Origin of the sequence: Natranaerobius thermophilus JW/NM-WN-LF (genome assembly GCF_000020005.1) — a bacterium.
GTDB lineage: Bacteria > Bacillota > Natranaerobiia > Natranaerobiales > Natranaerobiaceae > Natranaerobius > Natranaerobius thermophilus.
The window spans coordinates 1,254,383-1,275,122 of sequence record NC_010718.1; the positions used below are offsets into that span (position 1 = coordinate 1,254,383).

At 36.3% G+C, this 20,740-nt stretch carries 22 protein-coding genes; all 22 read left to right on the forward strand.

Features of this window, described 5'->3' with window-relative positions; genetic code table 11:
* The first annotated feature begins 15 nt into the window (after positions 1-15).
* On the forward strand, positions 16-1,881 hold the full coding sequence (gene dnaK, locus NTHER_RS05985; protein WP_012447641.1) for a molecular chaperone DnaK: 1,866 nt from the start codon (positions 16-18) through the stop codon (positions 1,879-1,881).
* 36 nt (positions 1,882-1,917) lie between these two features.
* Entirely contained in the window at positions 1,918-3,060 is a 1,143-nt protein-coding gene (gene dnaJ / locus NTHER_RS05990; RefSeq protein WP_012447642.1) for a molecular chaperone DnaJ, read from the forward strand.
* The gene (gene prmA, locus NTHER_RS05995) at positions 3,053-4,027 is read left to right on the forward strand and encodes a 50S ribosomal protein L11 methyltransferase (protein ID WP_012447643.1); all 975 of its coding nucleotides are present in this window, start codon (positions 3,053-3,055) and stop codon (positions 4,025-4,027) included. The genes dnaJ and prmA overlap by 8 nt, the downstream gene beginning before the upstream one ends.
* A 16-nt stretch (positions 4,028-4,043) precedes the next feature.
* Positions 4,044-4,844: a 16S rRNA (uracil(1498)-N(3))-methyltransferase gene (locus NTHER_RS06000; protein WP_274377069.1), complete on the forward strand. Its 801-nt coding sequence runs from the start codon at positions 4,044-4,046 to the stop codon at positions 4,842-4,844.
* Positions 4,823-6,163 (forward strand): tRNA (N(6)-L-threonylcarbamoyladenosine(37)-C(2))-methylthiotransferase MtaB, encoded by a 1,341-nt coding sequence (gene mtaB, locus NTHER_RS06005; RefSeq protein WP_012447645.1) that lies wholly within the window; start codon positions 4,823-4,825, stop codon positions 6,161-6,163. The genes NTHER_RS06000 and mtaB overlap by 22 nt, the downstream gene beginning before the upstream one ends.
* Before the next feature lie 105 nt (positions 6,164-6,268).
* A complete protein-coding gene (locus NTHER_RS06010) occupies positions 6,269-6,793 on the forward strand; it encodes a hypothetical protein (RefSeq protein WP_041366952.1) in 525 nt (174 codons plus the stop codon).
* A 244-nt stretch (positions 6,794-7,037) separates the two neighbouring features.
* Positions 7,038-7,382 (forward strand): histidine triad nucleotide-binding protein, encoded by a 345-nt coding sequence (locus tag NTHER_RS06015; RefSeq protein WP_012447648.1) that lies wholly within the window; start codon positions 7,038-7,040, stop codon positions 7,380-7,382.
* A gap of 93 nt (positions 7,383-7,475) precedes the next feature.
* Entirely contained in the window at positions 7,476-7,649 is a 174-nt protein-coding gene (gene rpsU, locus NTHER_RS06020) for a 30S ribosomal protein S21 (protein ID WP_012447649.1), read from the forward strand.
* A 21-nt stretch (positions 7,650-7,670) separates the two neighbouring features.
* Complete coding sequence (locus NTHER_RS06025; RefSeq protein WP_012447650.1) at positions 7,671-8,117, forward strand: GatB/YqeY domain-containing protein; 447 nt, start codon at positions 7,671-7,673, stop codon at positions 8,115-8,117.
* 165 nt (positions 8,118-8,282) lie between these two features.
* The gene (locus NTHER_RS06030) at positions 8,283-9,656 is read left to right on the forward strand and encodes an NfeD family protein (RefSeq protein ID WP_238526150.1); all 1,374 of its coding nucleotides are present in this window, start codon (positions 8,283-8,285) and stop codon (positions 9,654-9,656) included.
* On the forward strand, positions 9,653-10,690 hold the full coding sequence (gene floA, locus NTHER_RS06035) for a flotillin-like protein FloA (protein WP_012447652.1): 1,038 nt from the start codon (positions 9,653-9,655) through the stop codon (positions 10,688-10,690). Before NTHER_RS06030 ends, floA begins: the two co-directional genes overlap by 4 nt.
* Positions 10,691-10,737: 47 nt before the next feature.
* Complete coding sequence (locus tag NTHER_RS06040) at positions 10,738-11,253, forward strand: hypothetical protein (protein WP_012447653.1); 516 nt, start codon at positions 10,738-10,740, stop codon at positions 11,251-11,253.
* A gap of 233 nt (positions 11,254-11,486) precedes the next feature.
* Positions 11,487-11,762 carry a sporulation protein YqfC gene (gene yqfC, locus NTHER_RS06045; protein ID WP_012447654.1) on the forward strand — a complete coding sequence of 92 codons (276 nt, stop codon included), beginning with the start codon at positions 11,487-11,489 and terminating at the stop codon, positions 11,760-11,762.
* Positions 11,763-11,776: 14 nt separating this feature from the next.
* Positions 11,777-12,997 (forward strand): sporulation protein YqfD, encoded by a 1,221-nt coding sequence (yqfD, locus tag NTHER_RS06050; RefSeq protein WP_012447655.1) that lies wholly within the window; start codon positions 11,777-11,779, stop codon positions 12,995-12,997.
* 62 nt (positions 12,998-13,059) lie between these two features.
* Positions 13,060-14,064, forward strand: coding sequence for a PhoH family protein (locus NTHER_RS06055; protein WP_052292006.1), 1,005 nt, complete (start codon positions 13,060-13,062; stop codon positions 14,062-14,064).
* A gap of 11 nt (positions 14,065-14,075) precedes the next feature.
* Positions 14,076-16,331 (forward strand): HD family phosphohydrolase, encoded by a 2,256-nt coding sequence (locus NTHER_RS06060; RefSeq protein ID WP_012447657.1) that lies wholly within the window; start codon positions 14,076-14,078, stop codon positions 16,329-16,331.
* Positions 16,291-16,701 carry an rRNA maturation RNase YbeY gene (gene ybeY / locus NTHER_RS06065; protein WP_158438225.1) on the forward strand — a complete coding sequence of 137 codons (411 nt, stop codon included), beginning with the start codon at positions 16,291-16,293 and terminating at the stop codon, positions 16,699-16,701. Before NTHER_RS06060 ends, ybeY begins: the two co-directional genes overlap by 41 nt.
* A gap of 130 nt (positions 16,702-16,831) precedes the next feature.
* Positions 16,832-17,521, forward strand: coding sequence for a diacylglycerol kinase family protein (locus tag NTHER_RS15190; RefSeq protein ID WP_012447659.1), 690 nt, complete (start codon positions 16,832-16,834; stop codon positions 17,519-17,521).
* A gap of 28 nt (positions 17,522-17,549) precedes the next feature.
* Entirely contained in the window at positions 17,550-18,209 is a 660-nt protein-coding gene (locus tag NTHER_RS06075; protein ID WP_012447660.1) for a DUF502 domain-containing protein, read from the forward strand.
* The gene (locus NTHER_RS06080) at positions 18,190-18,606 is read left to right on the forward strand and encodes a cytidine deaminase (protein ID WP_012447661.1); all 417 of its coding nucleotides are present in this window, start codon (positions 18,190-18,192) and stop codon (positions 18,604-18,606) included. Before NTHER_RS06075 ends, NTHER_RS06080 begins: the two co-directional genes overlap by 20 nt.
* Positions 18,607-18,698: 92 nt before the next feature.
* On the forward strand, positions 18,699-19,781 hold the full coding sequence (locus NTHER_RS06085; RefSeq protein WP_012447662.1) for an alanine/ornithine racemase family PLP-dependent enzyme: 1,083 nt from the start codon (positions 18,699-18,701) through the stop codon (positions 19,779-19,781).
* A gap of 63 nt (positions 19,782-19,844) precedes the next feature.
* Positions 19,845-20,738 carry a GTPase Era gene (era, locus tag NTHER_RS06090; RefSeq protein WP_012447663.1) on the forward strand — a complete coding sequence of 298 codons (894 nt, stop codon included), beginning with the start codon at positions 19,845-19,847 and terminating at the stop codon, positions 20,736-20,738.
* Positions 20,739-20,740: the final 2 nt, after the last annotated feature.

The window sequence follows — 20,740 nt, forward strand, 5'->3', positions numbered from 1 at the left end:
AGGGAGGTAATAGTTATGGGTAAAATAATTGGAATCGATCTGGGAACGACCAATTCATGTATGGCAGTAATGGAAGGTGGAGAAACCAGTATAATTACTAATGTTGAAGGTGATAGAACTACCCCTTCCGTGGTAGCTTTCAAAGATGATGGTGAGCGCCTGGTTGGTCAGGTTGCTAAACGCCAAGCTATCACTAATCCTGATAGAACAATCGCTTCTATTAAACGGCATATGGGGACCAACCATACTGAAAACATAGATAGCAAAAAGTACACTCCTCAAGAAATCAGTGCTATGGTTCTTCAAAAACTTAAAAGAGATGCAGAAGAATACTTAGGAGAAGAAGTTAGCGAGGCTGTTATTACTGTTCCAGCATATTTTTCAGACAGTCAGAGACAGGCAACAAAGGATGCTGGGAAAATTGCAGGTTTAGAAGTAAAAAGAATTATTAACGAACCAACTGCAGCTTCTTTGGCATACGGTATAGATAAAGAGGAAGAAGATCAGACAATTTTAGTTTACGACTTAGGTGGAGGAACTTTTGATGTCTCCTTACTAGAACTGGGAGATGGAGTTTTTGAAGTTAAAGCTACTAGTGGGAATAACAAGCTAGGTGGAGATGATTTCGATCAGAGAATTGTGGATCACCTGGCAGAAGAATTTAAAAAAGAACATGGAGTTGACCTTAGAGAAGACAATATGAGTCTTCAAAGGCTTAAGGAAGCGGCAGAGAAAGCAAAAGTAGAATTGTCTAGTGTTTCTCAAACAAATATTAACTTACCCTTTATCACATCTACTGACGAAGGCCCAAAACACTTGAATATGGACTTGACTAGGGCTAAATTTGAAGAACTTACCAGTGACTTAGTTGATAAAACTATAGAGCCAATGAAGCAAGCCATGAAAGACGCTGGAGTTTCTGCTGGAGATATTAATAAAGTAATCTTAGTTGGAGGTTCTACACGAATTCCAGCTGTACAAAGAGAAGTTAAAAAAATTACCGGAAAAGATCCTTATAAAGGAATTAATCCCGATGAGGTTGTAGCTCGAGGAGCAGCTATTCAAGCAGGAGTTCTTAGTGGTGATGTCAAAGATGTATTATTATTGGATGTTACACCTCTATCTTTAGGAATTGAGACATTGGGTGGTGTATTCACCAAATTAATTGAAAGAAACACAACTATCCCTACAAGTAAGCAACAAGTCTTTTCAACTGCAGCAGATAATCAAACCAGTGTTGAAATTCATGTCTTGCAGGGCGAGCGTGAGATGGCAAAGGATAATAAATCCTTGGGTAAATTCATACTGGATGGTATACCACCGGCTCCAAGGGGAGTACCTCAAATAGAGGTCACCTTTGACATTGATGCCAACGGAATTTTAAATGTAAGTGCTAAAGACAAAGGAACTGGTAAAGAGCAAAAAATTACAGTAGAACCTTCTAGTGGGTTATCTGAAGAAGATGTAGAAGAAATGGTTAAAGAAGCTCAAGAACATGAAGAAGAAGATAAGAAAAAACGTGAAAAAATAGAAGCTCGTAACGAAGCTGATTCACTAGTCTATAATACTGAGAAGACCTTAAACGACTTGGGTGAACAAGTAGACGAATCTAAAAAGAAAGAAGTGGAAGATGCTATTCAGAAAGTTAAAGATGCCCTAGAAGAAGATGATCTTGATCAAATAAACTCGGCCAAGGAAGAACTAACTAACCACTTCCACGAATTAAGCCAAAAGATATATCAAGATGCCCAGGCTCAAACGGGAGAAGCAGGTGCCGATGCAGCAGGAGATCCAGAAAGCCAGGGTCAAGAAGAGGATGTAGTCGATGCTGACTATGAAGTTGACAATGAAGAAGACGACGATCAACAGCAAAAAGGCTAATAATTATAAATTTAATTGCACTAAAGGGTGATTGTAATGGCAAAACGTGATTATTACGAAATTTTAGGTGTGGACCGAAATGCCAGTCAAAATGAAATAAAGAAAGCCTACCGAAAATTGGCGAGGAAATACCATCCTGATGTTAATCAAGATGATGAACAAGCAGAAGATAAATTTAAAGAAATTCAAGAGGCTTATGAAGTCCTCGGTGATGAACAAAAGCGTACACGCTATGATCAATTCGGCCACGCCGGAGTCAATGGTGATGGGCACCAGCAATATGGTGGCTTTGGCGGCCAAGATTTTGGTGGTTTTGGTGGCTTTGAAGATATTTTTGATGCCTTTTTTGGGGGCGGTTTTTCAGGCGGCGAAAGACGACGCCGCCCTCGTAAAGGTTCGGATTTAAGATATAAACTGGAAATTGAATTTGAAGAAGCTGTTTTCGGTGCTGAAAAGGAAGTTCGGATTCCACGGACAGAAAACTGTGAGAAATGTGATGGATCAGGAGCTAAACCAGGAACTCAACCGGAAACTTGTTCAGCTTGTAATGGTAGTGGCGAGATGCGCCAGGTCAAAGAAACTCCTTTTGGAAGGTTTGTTAATGTAGCTACTTGTAGTAGATGTGGTGGTGAAGGAACTGTAATCAAAGAACACTGTCCTGAGTGTCAAGGAGAAGGTAAAGTCGTAAGACGTAGGAAGGTTAAGTTGAACATTCCTGAGGGAGTTGATAATGGTACCAGATTGAGAGTAAGAGGGGAAGGCCAAGCTGGAACTTATGGTGGCCCCCCAGGTGACTTGTATGTAGATATTTCTGTTAAACCTCATGATACTTTTAAACGTGATGGTACCACTGTTTATTCTGAAATAAATGTGAGTTTTGTTGAAGCTATTTTGGGAACTGAAATTGAAGTTCCTACTTTAGATGGCAAGTCAAAATTAAAGATTCCCGCAGGCACACAACCGAAAACTGAGTTCACTTTAAAAGGAAAAGGAGTACCACATTTCAAACGAAAAGGACGAGGAGATCAAATCGTCATAGTAAATGTAGATATTCCTAAAAAACTTACACAAAAGCAAAAACAACTTGTCAGAGAGTTGGCCTTATCTATGGGGAAAAACATCTCATCTGACGAAAGTTTTTTAAACAGGGTTAAAAAAGCCCTGGGAGGAAATGAATGATTCCAAAATAATGAAAAGGGGCGAGAACATGAAGTGGGCCGAATTGACACTCACCACAGAGAGGGAAGCCATGGAAGCTGTTTCTAATTTATTTCACGAATCGGGAGCAGGTGGAGTTGTAATTAAAGATCCCAAAATAGTACCCCAATTAGATGAAGATGAGTTATGGCAAGACCCACAAAAGTTAGAAAAACATGCGGAACACAGTTTGATTGACAGAGTATATGTTATGGCATATTTACCCTGGGATGAAGAACTATCTAACAAACTAAGTACTATTAGAGAAAGAATCAGTGACATGGAGAATTATGGTTTGAATGTCTCTGCTAATGATCTCAATGTTAGTAAAGTAGATGAAGACGATTGGTCGGAAGCGTGGAAAGAGTACTATCAACCTGTAAACGTTAATGGAATTACTGTCCGGCCCACTTGGACTTCCCCGGATAATAATGAGCAAACTACAATTTGGTTGGATCCAGGAATGGCTTTTGGGACGGGAACTCATCCCACTACTATTATGTGTATTTCCTTTTTAAAACAATATCTACAGGGAAATGAAAAAGTTATTGACTTAGGATGTGGTTCAGGGATTCTGTCAATAGCTGCTGCTAAGTTAGGAGTTGAAAAAGTTTTTGCTTATGATATTGATTCGGTAGCCTGTAGGGTAGCTGGTCAAAATGCTAACTTGAATGAAGTTAGAGATTTAATAGACATTAAACGGGGAGATGTTAAAAAACAAGTAGTTGAAGAAAAGGCAGATGTAGTTGTCGGTAATTTGATTTCGGATATAATTATTTCTTTAGTACCAAATATAAAATATATGATGAAGGAAAATGCAATTTTCATTGGATCGGGTATTGCTGTAAACAAAAAAGAAGCTGTTATTGATGAATTTAATAGTCATGGTATGGAAATTGTTGCAGAGGAAACCTCAGGGGAGTGGATAGCCCTGGTGGTTCGCAATTAGTGGTCAAATACCAAGAATTTTTTTAGAAGAAAATTCATTAACTGAAGTTAGTGCAGGCCAGAAAATAACAGGTTCCCGAGAAGATTACCACTATTTGACACGTGTGTTACGTTTGAAAATTGGTGATCGAGTAATTTTGCTAGATGGTAAAGGAGGAGCCTGTTTTAGTTTTATAAATAGATTAGGAGAAGGCCAAATTGAATTTGAATTAGAAGAACCATTAATTGATAATAAAGAAGCGCCTATACGAATAACCTTGGCCCAATCATTGATTAAAAAAGACAACTTTGAATTTGTACTCCAAAAAGGTACCGAATTGGGAGCGACTGAATTTTATCCCCTGATAAGTCAACGTACAGAAGTGAATTTATTAAATAAATCAGACAAAAAAGTCTCCAAAAAGCTAACTCGCTGGCGAGAAATAGTTAAAAACGCTGCAGAGCAATGTCAGAGGCAAGTACTACCTCTAATTCATTACCCCGTCAATTTTGAAAAGTATCTAAAAAATAACAATGAGAATTCGAACAATAATGGTTCGAGATTAAAAATAATGTGTCATGAACAAGAAAACACCCCCTTAAAAAAGGTCCTGAAAACTATCGAGACTCCACCGTCTTCTGCTATAATATTGATAGGGCCAGAAGGGGGTTTTTCCCATAATGAAGTGGATTTAGCTCGGGAACAAGGTTTTTCTTCTGTGAGTATGGGTCCTAGAATACTAAGAGCTGAAACTGCAGGTATAGTTGCCGTCTCAGCAATTCTATACGAATTAGCAGATTTGGGAGGAACTGAGCAATGTCAGACGTACCAAGGGTGAAATTCATTACTTTTGGATGTAAAGTTAATCAGTATGATTCAGAAGCCCTGAAAGAATTATTCCAGGACAGGGGATTTGAGATAAGTGATTGGAATCCTCAGGAATTGGATAATATTGATGTGGCTATTATTAACACATGTACAGTTACACATTTAGCCGATCGCAAGGCTCGACAGCATATCAGAAAACTCAAGAGGCGAAACCCAAATTGTGTTATAGCGGTTACTGGCTGTTATCCTCAGACTGATCCTCAAACAGTTAAAGCTTTAGAAGGCGTGGATATTGTCCATGGAATTGAAGATAGATCAGGTTTAGTTGAACTGGTAGAGCAGGCTTTATCTAAGGAAAACATCTGGCAGGGAGCTATACATCTACATGACTCAAGACCAAAGGGAGAATTTGAAAACTTAAAGATCAAAAACTTTAAAAAACATGATAGAACAAGACATTTCTTAAAAATACAAGAAGGTTGTGACCAATTTTGTTCTTATTGTATTATCCCTTATGCCAGAGGACATTTGCGAAGTCGCCCGCCAGAAGATGTTATTTCTGAGATTAAACAGGCAGTTAGTAATGGATTTAAAGAAATAGTACTAACAGGTATAAATCTAGGAGCTTATGGCCGTGAAAATTCAAATTTACCCAATTTGGCAACCTTGCTGGATAAAATCATTCACCTAAAGGGGGATTACAGAATAAGATTGAGCTCTTGTGAACCTCAAGAAATTACTATTGGGTTATTAGAGCTGGTTACTAATTCTGAAAAAATCTGTAAACATCTTCATATACCTCTCCAAAGTGGGGATAATGAAATTTTAAAAGCAATGAATAGAGATTATTCAAAAGAAGATTATAGAAAAATAGTCATGGCTGCTAGGGAAAAGTCTCCTTCCATAGCAATAACCACTGATATAATCGTAGGCTTTCCGGGTGAATCTGCGAATCACTTTCGAAATACTAAGGAATTTGTCAAAAAGATAGGTTTTTCTGATATTCATATTTTCCAATATTCACCGAGAAAAAATACACCAGCCCAAGAATTTTCAGACCAAGTGCATAGTAAAGAAAAAAAAGCTCGTAGCCAAGAATTAATTGAGATTTCTCGAGATCTTAGCAGAGTTTATCACGAACAGTTTATTGATAAAACTGTTCCTGTATTAGTTGAAAAACATGAAGAGGATGTTGCTTCTGGGGTCAGTGATACCTATTTAAAAGTAACATTCAATGTGGAATCCGAGATTAATTTATATAACAAAATTTGTCAGGTACAAATAAATAGTGCCGATGAAGAAATGGTTTATGGAGAATTACCTGAATAAACAGGTGGTTGATAAGCAGGGGCAGGTAAATTGAAATGAGTTAGTAATAAATCACCTATCTTGGGCATAAGTTTAAGTGAGTATTGCTCAAGGTAGGTGATTTTGTTGAGTAAGGTGATAGTATTTGAGTTAAAACGTTTAATACCATTTATATTATTACTTGTCTTGCTATCAGGTTTATCCCTTTATGATCAAATTACTCCGGAACCAAAGAAAACTGGGGTGTTAACAGAAAAGGTAGAGGGTGAACGAGCCTTGGAAGAGTTGGAGTTTTCTACAAAAGATGAAGGCTATCGTGTTGAGCCTGCTTCTTTTATAATTGTAGAAAGCAATAATGAGTGGGTACAAATTATTGAAGAAAAAGATTTAGGTCTGTCTCCTGATGCCTTTAATGAGCAAAGAGAAATAGGTGTATTTACTTTTCATTGTGAAATAGAACAAATACGATTACTTGAAGGAGACAATCAAAAACAAGTTGAAGTAATTGTAAGTCCTGAAAATGATTTTTATCATGTAGCTGTCATGGATCAAAAACAATTAGGAATTGGAGACACAGGTGCAGATCTAATAAATTGGCACTTTGTAGATGTTGATGGTGAAAGACTTTATCAAATCACTCAGGACCCTTAGTTAATTAAAATCGGTTTTCGTGAGTTTCGTCAATATGTATAGATATTTTAATACTTGGAAAAATATAGATACAAACTATAACTTTATAGAATTAATTGTGCTTTATGCAGGAATTGTTAACTTAAAAAGCGAAATATTTAGCTACAAAGCATATAAGAAATTTAATTTATTTATTGATGTAAATTTTGTTCATGCTAGTAAGTATACTTTTTGTAAGGTTAAGAAGTAAGGGGGTGAACAGAGAGTGTCGGACTGCATATTCTGCAAAATAGCCAATAAAGAGATGGATAGTGAAATAGTATATGAGGATGAAAATATTATTGCATTTAAAGATGTGAATCCTCAAGCACCAGTCCACTTGCTGATTATTCCCAAAAAGCATATTGAGTCAGTTATGGATTTTGAAGATAAAGATTCAGAACTTATTTCAAAAATCTTTTTTGTAGCTCAAAAACTGGCTCAAGAGTTTGATGTTCATGAATCAGGTTTTAGAATTGTAAATAATTGCGGGAAAGAAGGTGGACAGACTGTTAACCATGTTCACTTTCATTTGTTAGGCAAACGCAGCTTGACCTGGCCACCAGGTTAAAAAAGGATTATCATTTATTTTACTTACATATAAATAAATGATATGATATTAAATGTATAGAATTGTTTGTTGTGAAAGAGGGGAGGGAAATACGTGGCTGAGATTAAAGTTGGTAAAAACGAGACATTAGATAGCGCTTTGCGACGTTTTAAAAAACAATGCTCCAAAAGTGGTGTTTTAAGTGAAGCCAAAAAACGTAAACATTATGAAAAACCCAGTGAAAAGCGCAAACGAAAAGCTACTGAAAAGCGTAATAGCAGAAAATAAGTACGGTAGGAGGAGTAAGATATGGGAATTGCTGATCAATTACAAGAAGATATGAAAAAAGCAATGAAAGAAAAAGATAAATTCCGCTTGTCAGTTATTAGAATGATGCGCTCTGAGATTAAGAATAGAGAAATTTCTCAATCAGAGTCGCTTTCGGAAGACGAAGCTATAGAACTAATTGCTAAAGAAAAGAAAAAACGACAGGATTCTCTTGAAGAATATCAGCAAGCCGGTAAAACCGATGTAGTTGAGGATTTAAAACGAGAGATAGAAATCTTGGACGAGTACCTTCCAGAACAATTATCTCAAGAAGAGCTGAAAAAAATTATTGAAGAGGCAATTTCCAATGTTAAGGCGGAATCTCCCAGTGATATGGGTGAAGTCATGAAAGAAGTTATGCCTAAAGTTAAAGGAAAAGCAGATGGTAAAATTGTTAATCAGTTGGTAAAAGAGTTATTAACAAGTTAATAGATGAAAATTAAAGGGCCGTAAGGCCCTTTTTTATTAGCACAAAGCCAAATAAACGTAAAAATGTTTGGAATTTAAAGTAAAATTGTCGTATAATGAGTATAATAGCAAAAATTTTTTTTAGTCCTGGTTCTTGAGTGAATCTTCCGGAGGAAGGTGATTTTGGTGCGTAAAAACTTTAATATTTTCTGTTCATTCATATGTGTTTTACTGATTTTCAGTGGTTTATTTATTCACTTTGAAGAGGTTCAGGCACAGTCATTAGCTGATACCGGAGAAAAAACTGTTTACCAAGTTCCTGTAGAAGGCAATATAGAACGAGGATTATCTGCCTTTTTGAACAGAGCTTTTGAAAGTGCCCAAGAAGAAAATGCAGATCTAATTGTTTTAGATATAAATACTCCTGGAGGGGCATTAGATGCTTCTTTTGAGATTAAAGATTTAATAGTCAATGAAGAAATACCAGTTTATGCTTTTGTTAATTCCCAGGCAATATCAGCTGGTTCATACCTTGCCTTAGCTTCTGATGAAATTTACATGAGACCAACTGGTACCATGGGTGCTGCTGAAGCGCGTATGGGGACTGAAGTAGCCGATGAGAAAGTGATGAGTGTATGGGAAACGGAAATGAGAACTGTGGCCAAGGAAAGGGACCGTGATCCTGACATAGCTGCAGCCATGGTTCGGCGTGAAATGGAGATAGAAGGTCTGGTATCAGAAAATCAACTATTAACTTTAAGTGCGGAAGAAGCCAAGGAACATGGTATGGCAGAAGGAATTGTAAATAATTACGACGAATTACTGGAAAAAACCGGTTACGAAGGTGCAAATATAGTGGAATATCCCATGGAATGGGCTGAACGAATGGCTCGGTTTTTTACCTCACCTGCTGTGGCTTCAATTTTATTAACTTTAGGAATGGCCGGACTTGTTATTGAACTATCTTCACCAGGATTAGGATTGCCTGGATTGGTTGGACTTCTATGTTTTGGGTTGTTCTTTGGAGGACATATCTTTGCAGGTTTGGCTGGTTATGAAGTACTGCTATTCTTTATAGTGGGAATAATTTTATTATTAATAGAAGCCATTGCTGCTGGGTTTGGTGTTATGGGGCTTGCAGGGATTGTATCATTCGGTTTTGCCATAGTAATATCGGCAGAAAGTACAGAACAAGGCTTAATGATGTTACTGTATAGTTTACTGGGTACTATTATAGTTCTAGTGATTGCCTTTAGGTATTTTGTTAGAAGTAGATTTTGGGATAGAATTATATTAAACCATTCTGAAAGTAAAGACCAGGGTTATGTAGGTACGAATACTGAATATAAAAATTTAGTAGGTGAATCAGGTGTTACGGAAGGACCTTTAAGGCCGGCTGGAACAGCCCAAATCTCGGGTGAAAGAATAGATGTAATCAGTGAAGGGGGGTATATACCAGAAGGGACTCCTGTACAAGTGTCTAAAGTTGAAGGCTCAAGAGTGATTGTCAAAGAAATCAAATCAGAAGAAAGTGATCAGAAGGAGGAGGATACTGAATGATTGATGGTTCTCTCGTAACATTATTAATTCTAGTAGCGTTAGTAATCGTATTTTTATCGATCTTGTTTAGTTTTATCCCGATAGGATTATGGATTTCTGCACAAGCTGCTGGAGTAAAGATCGGTATATTTACTTTAGTAGGGATGCGGCTTAGAAGAGTAATTCCGGCTCAGGTTGTAAAACCTTTAATCAAAGCAAACAAAGCTGGCTTAAATTTAAGTGTAAATAAATTAGAAGGACATTATCTTGCAGGTGGTAATGTAGACAGAGTAGTAAATGCGTTAATTGCTGCCCAGCGCGCTGAGATTCCCTTGGAATTTGAAAGGGCTTCAGCTATTGACCTGGCAGGCAGAGATGTGTTGCAAGCAGTTCAGATGAGTGTTAATCCTAAAGTGATTGAAACTCCGGTAGTAGCCGCTGTGGCTAAAGATGGAATTGAAGTTAAGGCAAAAGCCCGGGTTACCGTTCGAGCAAATATTGATAGACTTGTTGGTGGTGCAGGTGAAGACACAATTATTGCACGTGTAGGTGAAGGTATAGTTACTACTATTGGTTCTTCTGAAAACCATAAAAAAGTTCTAGAAAACCCAGATAACATGTCCCATAATGTTTTAAATAAGGGATTAGATGCCGGTACAGCCTTTGAAATCTTGAGTATTGATATAGCCGACGTTGATGTGGGCAAAAATATTGGTGCTCAGTTACAAATGGATCAGGCTGATGCTGATAAGAGAATTGCTCAGGCCAAAGCAGAAGAACGTCGTGCAATGGCTATTGCTCATGAACAAGAAATGAGAGCAACGGTTCAAGAAAATCGAGCAAAAGTTGTAGAAGCCGAAGCTCAAGTACCCTTGGCCATGGCTGAGGCTCTTAGAGAAGGAAGACTAGGCGTAATGGATTATTATCAGATGAAAAACATTCAGGCGGATACTGATATGAGAAATTATATTTCTCAAGGAGATCAATCTACTGACAGTGATACACCTAACTATCAAAGACCAGTAGATAATGGTGATGAAGATGACAACGAATAAACAATTCGACTTAGCAAGCATTTTGTTACAAAAAAGGGGGCCTTGAGATGGAGACTATCATTATAATCATAATTATTTTAGTAATCTCAGCAATTCGAAATGCTGCTAGTCCTGGTCATAGGCCCAGGAGGGATTTTCCTAAGCCAACTGATGAACAGGAAATTCCTCATTCACAACCTAAAAGAGAAAGTGAACAAGAAGGGGGATTTCCAGAAATCCCGACCCCAGAAGAATTACCAGGTATTCCCGGATTTGAGGACCAAGATAAAGATAAAGAAAAAGAAATTAGACCCCGTGAAATCTCGTCTCATGCAGAAGATGTAGAAATGTATAAAGAAGATGGTCGCTTTATTGATGAGAAATTGAAGAATTACCGGACAAAGAAGCAAAAGAAATCTCAAAAACACTCCAAAAAAGTTGAAAACTTGTATCGAGTAAACAAGTATAGATCCTCATCTAAAAGCGCAGATGTTTCAAGTCTACTAGACAGTAGAAATGATTTGAAAAAAGCAATTTTATTAACAGAAATTCTAGGTCCACCCAAGAGCAAAAGACCACATTGAGATTTTAATTTAAAAGGATAGATTTTTAGAAGATGGGTTGAATTTTTCAATCCATCTTTTTTTTGTTGTATTAAATCTAATTTTTTGTTTGTCTTTAAGATGTGCTGGCAAACCTCCGTAATCCGTTAAATTGATATTTTACAGTATCAACAAAAATCATAGCTTTTTACACGTAAGTTTAATATTGGGATGCAATAGCTCATATTTTTATCTTAGGGAGAGGGGGAAAGGAAATGAAGGATCATAATAATTTCAAAGAGTTATTTACAGATTTTTTTGATTTACCCAAGGATATAGTTTTGAATTTACCAAGAATTATTATAATCGGCAATACTCAATTCTACGTGGAGAATCATAGAGGCATTTCTGAATACTCTGAGGATACTATTCGGATTAAAATTACAGGTGGGGAATTAAAAGTTATAGGGACTAATCTGGTTGTCCGCAATATTTTCGAAGAAGAAATTTTAATCGAGGGCGATATTGAAAAGATAGAATTTCAAGAATAGTGGAGGGGAATTTGGTGATTTTGAAAAAAGTATGGTATTATATCATCGGTTATTTAGAAGTTACCGTATTGGGGATAGCTGTAGAAAAATTTTTAAATTTGGCCTTACAAGAAAATATTTTAATTTGGGATGTGAAAAAATATCCCAGAGGATTAAAAGTTAAGATTGGTGTCAAAGATTTTGCTAAAGTAAGGAAAGTAGTAAAAAATAGTGGTTGTAGGGTAAAAATAGTTAGAAAACGTGGGCTGCCCTTTTATGTTAAAAAATTAAAAGAACGGAAGTTACTGACAGGTGGTATAATATTTACATTAGTTGTGCTATCTTATCTTTCTTCATATATTTGGTTTATTGATATTACTGGAAACGATCGGGTTAATGATGAGGAAATACATGAAATTTTAGCAAAACACGATTTGCAACAGGGTGTTAAACGCTCAGCTGTTGATATTCATGAAATAGAGGACGATATTATAGCTACCCACGATGAAATTTTGTGGGCAGGAATTAACATAAGAGGGACCCGGGCTGAAGTCAATATAAACGAGAAGGAAGAAGAGCCAGAACAGATAGAAGGTCCTTCAAATATAATAGCAAAAACGGATGCCTATATTGTTGACACAATGGTTTATTCAGGGTATCCTGCGGTTGAACCTGGTGATGCTGTTAGGAAAGATGATGTGTTAATATATGGTAGAGTTGTTCCAAGCGGAACTGAGCTGGGAGAGCTAGAAGAAGAGGAATTGACTGAATATCCCGGAACTCAAGCCCGTGGAATTGTAAAAGGCAGAGTTCACTATAAAGGTTACAGTGAAAAAGGTTTAACAGAAGTAAAAAAAGAAAGAACTGGTGATAAGTTTACAAGATATGGCTTGTATTTTAATGGCGAAACCAGGTATTTGGACTTGAAAGAAATACCTTATGTAGAGTATGATAAGAAGAAGACCATGAGAAAGTTATCTTTAAATTATCCGCCATGGGAAATAGCCTTGATTAGAGAAGAGTTGTATGAAATATCAAGCCAAGAGATTCATCTAGATCGAAGTGAAGCAAAGGAGCTTGCCAAGAAGGAAGCCTATGATGAAGCCCAAGATAAGATTGAAGATATTAAAGATCAAGACATCGAGATCATCGGTGTTGATTATCGTGAATTAGACAATCAAGATGAAGATGTAGTTCAAATAAAAGCTGTATTATCAGTAGAAAAGAACATTGGTGAAGAGATTGAAGTAGAATAAATTTATTGGGAGGTGTCTGGTTGGACGGACAGTTTGATGCAGAAATAACTAAAACAATTAAAATGTCCAATGAAGAAGAGGTATTAAACTTACTTGGAAAGTTTGATGAAAATCTCGAAACCATTGAAAATTGCTTTCCTGTGACATTAATACCAAAAAGCCAAGAAATAAAAATTAAAGGTGATAAACAAAATGTGGAACTAGTTGAAGCTTTAATTAATGAACTATCACAAACAGCTAGAGATGGCAAACAAATTTCAGCTTTTGATATAAACTATGCGGCCGATCTAGTCAAGAAAGGTGAAGAGTCAAAGATTAAAGATATGTTTGAAGAATTAGTATTTACGACTTACAGAGGAAAGAAAATTAAGCCCAAAACAGTTGGCCAAAAGAATTATTTGAAAGCAATCAAAAACAATGATATAGTCTTTGGAATTGGTCCAGCTGGTACTGGTAAGACATTTTTAGCCATAGCTATGGCTGTTGCCAGCTTAAAACGCCAAGAAGTGAATAGATTGATTTTAACTAGACCTGCTGTTGAAGCGGGCGAAAAATTAGGATTTTTGCCTGGCGATTTACAAGAAAAAGTTGATCCATACCTGCGTCCCATATATGATTCTTTATTTGATTTACTGGGAATGGACAAGGTGCATAAATACATGGAAAAGAGAATAATTGAAATTGCACCCTTAGCTTATATGAGAGGACGTACTCTAGACGATTCTTTTATTATTTTGGATGAAGCTCAAAATACAACTTCGGAGCAGATGAAAATGTTCCTTACCAGGATTGGATTAAATTCAAAAGCAGTTATCACAGGGGATATTACCCAAGTAGATTTACCTTCGGGTAAATATTCAGGCTTAACTGAAGTGACTAATATTCTCCATGGTATTTCTGGTTTGGCATTTGTTTACTTAACAGAGAAAGATGTGGTTAGGCATGAACTCGTTCAAAAAATTATCATGGCTTATGAAAATCATGAAAAAGAATTAGAGTTGAAGAAAGACACTGAAAATCAAGTTACTGAATATAATGGGGAAGCTGATGATGGTAAGGATAGTTAGGAGGAGTTGTCATGTTTTTTAAAAAAGGCGCTCAATCAAAAACTACAAATCAAAATCAAAGGGGTATCAGTCCGCTTTGGCAAAGAGTGATAATTGCCCTATTGGTTTTTTTGAGCGTCTTTGGAGTGATGAGTATTGGGTTTTTACCCGATACTCTTGAAGTTGGACAAGTAAGTCCAAAAAATTATTATGCACCCAGAGAAGTTGAAGACAGTTATACCACGGAACAACGAAGGCAAGAAGCAGCTAAAGAAGTTCCGGAAGTCTATGATTTAGATCCGAGTGTAAAGGAAAAATCTTTGGATACTATCGATGAAGTTTATGACATAATGATTACTTTTAACAGAGAAATGAATGATGCTATGGAAGAAGCTAGTCAAGGTGAAAATAATCATGAAGGCTGGAATGAAGAGGAGTATCGCCAGGAGTTGATAGCTGAATTTAATGAAGAAGTACCCCTTGATTTAGAGGAGTTAGAAATCCCTCTGGGCTATGTAGAAACAGATGATTTAAAAAATATTCAAGAAGATGCAAAAACCATTTTAGTAGGTTTTATGGACCAAGGAGTTAAACCCGATGGTATCGAAAATGTACAAGAGCAAATAGAACAGCGAGTGGAGATTCTACCCTATTCTAATGAGATGAACGAATTTACTTTCCATGTTTTAAAAGAAGCTTTAGTACCCAATATGACATATAATGAAGAAGCCACTGAACAAAGGCGTCAAGAAGCAAGAGAAGAAGTGGAGCCGGTTACAATAATGGAAGGCGAAGTGATTGTACGGGAAGGGGAACGTTTAACTGACCGACATTTAATGATTCTCGAAGATTTAGGTTTAAAGCGTGCTCACGGTGACTATTTTATGCTGGTGGGCTTATCAATTTTAATCCTGGCCATACTAGCTTTGATTGGGATGTATTTGTATTTCTATCAAAAAGAAGTATTTTTCAGTAATAACAAATTAAGCTTATTAGGACTGATTATTGTAGGAACACTATTGATTGCGCGTATTTTAATACCTTTTTCGGGATATCTGATTCCCACTGCAATGGCTGCAATTTTAATCACAGTCTTATTCGGCTCTAGATTTGCAATGATTATAATTGCTGTTATGAGTTTATTGATTGGCATAATGGCGGACAATGATATTAATATTGCAATTTTATCAATGGTATCTGGTTTTGTGGGCACTTATTCAGTAGCGAAATTGCAGCAACGAGGCGATCTGACTCGATCGGGTTTATATGTGGCAGGAGCTAATGCTTTGGTTATTGTTGCTTTACTTTTAATTGAAGAAGGCTTTCAGGTCGATCCAGATGTTGTTATTAATATTTTAATTAAAGTTTTTTATGGAATTCTAAATGGATTTTTGTCAGCAATATTGGCGATTGGATTTTTACCTTTTTTAGAAAGCGGATTCGGCCTTACTACTTCGGTAAAATTGCTAGAATTAGCGAATCCTAATCACCCTTTATTGAAAAAGTTGCTTTTAGAAGCTCCAGGTACTTACCATCATAGTGTGATTGTGGCAAATTTAGCGGAAACTGCAGCTGATGAGGTAGGAGCTAATTCAATTTTATCTAGAGTTGGAGCTTATTATCACGATATTGGTAAAGTAGCTAGACCATACTTTTTCATAGAAAACCAAGTTGCCAAGGATAATCCCCACGACAAAATTTCACCAACTCTAAGTTCATTAATTATTACATCTCATATAAAAGATGGTGTGGAATTAGCTAAGAAATACAAGTTACCACAAGCAATATTAGATATAATTAAAGAACATCATGGTACTAAATTGTGTAGTTATTTTTATCAAAAGGCCTGTGAATCTCAACAGAAAGCGGAAGATATTAAGGAAGAAGACTTTAGATATGCGGGGCCAAAACCCCAATCTCGTGAATCTGCAATCATCTTACTTGCTGATGCCGTGGAAGCAGCTGTTAGAACTATTTCTTCACCCAATCCGGGTAAGATTAAAGGCCTTGTAAGAAAATTAGTGAAACAGCATTTATCCGAGGGACAGTTAGATGAATGTGATTTGACATTAAGAGATTTGAATAAAATTTCAGATTCTTTTGTGCAGGTTCTGTCGGGCATCTTCCATAGCAGAGTGGAGTACCCTGAAAATTTCCCTGAAAGGAGTACTGTGAATGGAACTACTAATCAACAATCAAACTCAAATGACCCTCAAGGAAGAACAGAAAAAGATGTTAACCAAGATTGTGGAAACAACGCTTCAAAAGGTGAAGAAAGAAATAGCTAACAGCCCCGGGGAAGTTGGATTGATGATAGTAGATGCTGAAACTATTAAAGAGTTAAATAGAGATTATCGTAATCAGTATAAGTCCACTGATGTTTTGTCTTTTCCCCAATACCAAGAAGATGATTTAGTTGAACGAGATTCCGATGATTATTTATTACTAGGAGATATTGTAATTTCGGAATCGGCGGTCTTAGACCAAGCTGATAAATACGGCCATTCTATTGAAAGGGAATTAGCATTTCTGTTTTTACACGGATTGCTTCATCTATTAGGATACGATCATGAAAAAGAGGAAGCACAAAGCGAGGAAGAATCAATGTTCGTTCTTCAAGAGGAAATATTATCAAGTTTAGGAATAACCAGACAATAAATCAGAAATCAGGATTTTACTAATAAATTATCAAGGAATTTAAATCAGGATTTGATAAAGCTAGTAAACCCTTAGTCCCTCTTTAATGTATAAGATAGAACCTACAAGGTTCTTTATGGAGGCTATTTCCATGGAGCGACGTAATTTATTGGAAAGTTTCTATTTTGCTATTCGAGGAATTGCATATACATTATTAACTCAACCAAATATGCGCTATCATCTGGTGGCTGCAATCCTGGCCTTTAGTTTGGGATTGTTCTTGGAAATTAATATAATTAAACTTTTACTGGTTGTGTTTGCCATTTTTTTAGTTTTGATTACTGAAATGATTAATACGGCAGTTGAAAGTACTGTTGATTTATATACTAGGGAAAAAAAACAACTAGCAGCTATCGCCAAGGATGTTGCAGCCGGGGCGGTATTACTAGCGGCTATTAATGCAATTATCTTAGGTTATATAGTTTTTTTTGAACCCGTAAATATTTTACTGTTAACCTGGACGGAATTCCTAGTTTCTGATAATACCTTAAATACTTTGTTATTATTTATTTTTGGTTTCATGATAGTAATCGGTGTTTTCACATATCTAAAAGGTAATAATGTCAAATTTATAACAGCTTGTGTCAGCTTTATCCTGGGCACTATTATCGTATTAATGTTTAACTATTTAGAACATATTCTACTGGCCATGACAATTGGACTTGGGTTTTACCTGCTCATTCTGTTATACTTGCGAAATAGAAGACAACTTCAGTTACAACTTAATTTTATTTGGGCATTAATAGGTTTGATTTTTGGTTTGTTAGTATTAATTTTTTGAACGTTGTTATTCATTGAGGGTGAGAACTATGGCGCGAACTGTATTAAAGAAGGTGCGGAATTATTTTATAGCTGGAATAATTGTACTGCTACCTATTGTTACTAGCATCTATCTATTTTGGGTGCTGTTTAATTGGCTGGATAGCTTGGTAGGATGGCCTTTAAAAGTTGTCCCATCGGATTTACCTGGTGCTGGTATTGTATCTGCTATTATAATCATATTTTTGACTGGTCTTTTGGCAACCAATATAGTAGGTAAGAAAATTCTGAGTCTAATGGATTTAATTTTTAGCAGGGTCCCCTTTGTGAGAAATATATATATAGCAGTCAAGCAACTCTTGGATACATTTTCTCAAAATAGTAAAACTTCTTTTAAAAAAGTGGTTATGGTTGAATATCCGAGAAAGGGTATTTATGCTATGGGCTTTGCTACTGGTGATGCAAAAGGTGAGCCTCAGAAACGTACTAGTTCAAATCTGTTAAGTATTTTTATACCGACTACTCCTAATCCTACATCTGGAATGTTAATAATGGTTCCCAAGGAAAATGTGACCTTTTTAGATATGAGTATCGAAGAGGGATTAAAATTTGTGATTTCAGGTGGGGTAGTAGCACCTCCTGTCGCGGACATGCATGATAAAACTTACATAAAGGAGGGACAAGGGGAATATGAAGAAAAAAGAAATTAAAGAAGAATTAATTCGTAATTTGTTAAGCCAAGCAGAACAAGCACTACAAAATGCCTATGTGCCTTATTCAAATTACCCAGTTGGAGCTGCAATGAAAACTAAAGATGGAGAAACTTTTACTGGCTGCAATGTAGAAAATGCCTCATATGGATTGACGAATTGTGCAGAAAGGACAGCTATATTTAAAGCTGTTAGCCACGGTTATAGAGATATCCAAGTGATGGCGGTGGTCTCAAACTCCGAAAGACATGCTTCACCCTGTGGTGCTTGTCGACAAGTGATCTCAGAGTTTAGTGATGATGCTATATTAATTCTTGCCAATAAAGATGGTGATTATCAGATTGTGAAAGCAAGTGAACTGTTGCCGGGGGCTTTTACGGCACAGGAATTAGAGTAAGAGGTAAAATCTATGAAACATCTATTTGTAATAAGAGGAATCTAAAAATCTTTAAATGAGTGAAAAAATATTAAAAGAGAGGAGAATGCTATATGGAAATAAGATCTCCCAGAGTAGAGATTTATGCTGACCGCATTGCATACAATGTGGAGTATTTGCAAAAACAAGCTGCTAAAAATAATATCTCTCTAGTAGGAGTAACTAAAGGGGTTCTTGCAGATCATCAGATTTTAGACGCTTACTTAAAAGGTGGTTTAGATTATTTGGGTGACGCTAGAATCCAAAATCTTAAAAGGGTTCGAGACTATGGATTTAGTGGAAAAACTTTGTTATTAAGAGCTCCCATGTACAGTGAAATTTCCCAGGTAATAAATTTTGCCAATGTGAGTTTAAATAGTGAACTTGATACATTAAAACTGTTAGATGAAGAATCAAAAAAGCAGGGAAAAACACATGGTTATATAATAATGGTAGATGTAGGTGACCGGCGAGAAGGTGTGTTGCCTGAAGATGTTAAGTCCTTTGTCAAAGAAGCTATCAAACTTGAAAATGTTAAGTTTGAAGGTTTGGGTTTAAATGTCGGTTGTTTTGGGGGTGTACTACCAACTACAGAAAATGCTCAAATCTTGATTGATCTAAAATCAGAACTTGAACAAGAAGGGATTGAAGTACCTACAATATCTGGTGGGAGCACATGTGGATTGAATATTATGTTCCATAATCAGTTACCGGAGGGAATTAATCAGTTACGAGTAGGTGAGGCTTTCCTAATTGGGAATGATAGTGTGCGGGAAACTCCAATACCTGGCACTTATCAAGATACTTTCCGTCTGGTCACTGAAATAATTGAAATTAAAGATCGTCCCTCACAACCCGAAGGAGAGATAGGTAAAGATCCTTTTGGTAATGTTCCGGAATTCCCTGATAGAGGAATTAGGAAACGTGCTATAGCTGCTATTGGTAAACAAGATGTGGCAATAGGCTCCTTGCTTCCCGAGGATGAACAAGTAACAATTGAAGGAGCAAGTAGTGATCATTTGATTTTAGACATAACTGATAGCGATCATAACTATAAAATAGGAGATGAAATAACTTTTGATATGGAATATGGTGCTGTGTTATTTACTATGACTTCTCCATATGTGCAAAAGGAATATATTTGGGATTCAATTTAAATAAACTTTGATTAAATAGGGTAATGTATTTAATAATATGAATTTTAAGGGGTGAACCAAAATATGGAGGAGGAAATTTTCTATTCTGGCTTTGTCTCAGTTATCGGAAGACCAAATGCCGGCAAGTCAACTTTGATCAATTATATATTAGGTGAAAAAGTAGTAATTACAAGTGACAAGCCCCAGACAACCAGAAATAAAATTCAATGTGTTTATAATGGTGAAAACAGTCAAATCATATTTCTTGATACGCCAGGGATGCACAAACCCAAGCATAAATTGGGAGAAAAAATGGTAAAAGCAGTTGATGAAAGTCTGAACGAAATGGATGCCATTTTATTTGTAATTGATGTATCCGTTCCCTTTGGAAAGGGAGAAACTATGTTAGTTGAAAGACTAGCGCGTCTATCAACTCCAGTTATTTTAGTAATGAATAAAATGGATCTGGTTGATGAAGACTTGGCCAGGGAAAAGACAGAGAAAATTAAGGAAAAATTGTCTCCTGAAAGTATTCACTATATATCTGCACTGTATGGGAACAATTTAGTTGACTTATTAGGAGAGCTTGAGAATTTAATGCCAGAAGGCCCGAAATACTATCCGGAAGATCAACTTATAGACCAGCCTGAGAGATTTGTAGTTTCCGAATTAATCAGGGAAAAACTTTTAAACTATACACAAGAAGAGATACCCCATTCTGTAGCTGTAGAAATTATGTTGATGGAAAATCGGGAAGATCAGGATTTAATAGATATAGAAGCGGTAATATATGTGGAACGTGAATCACAAAAAAAGATAGTTATCGGACGAAGAGGAAAATTACTAAAAAAGGTTGGTCAAGAAGCTCGACGCGATATTGAGAATTTATTAGGTTCTCAGATATACTTAGATTTATGGGTTAAAAATCAAAAAGATTGGCGAAACAGAGAAAGATTTTTAAGAGAGTTGGGGTATTAAAG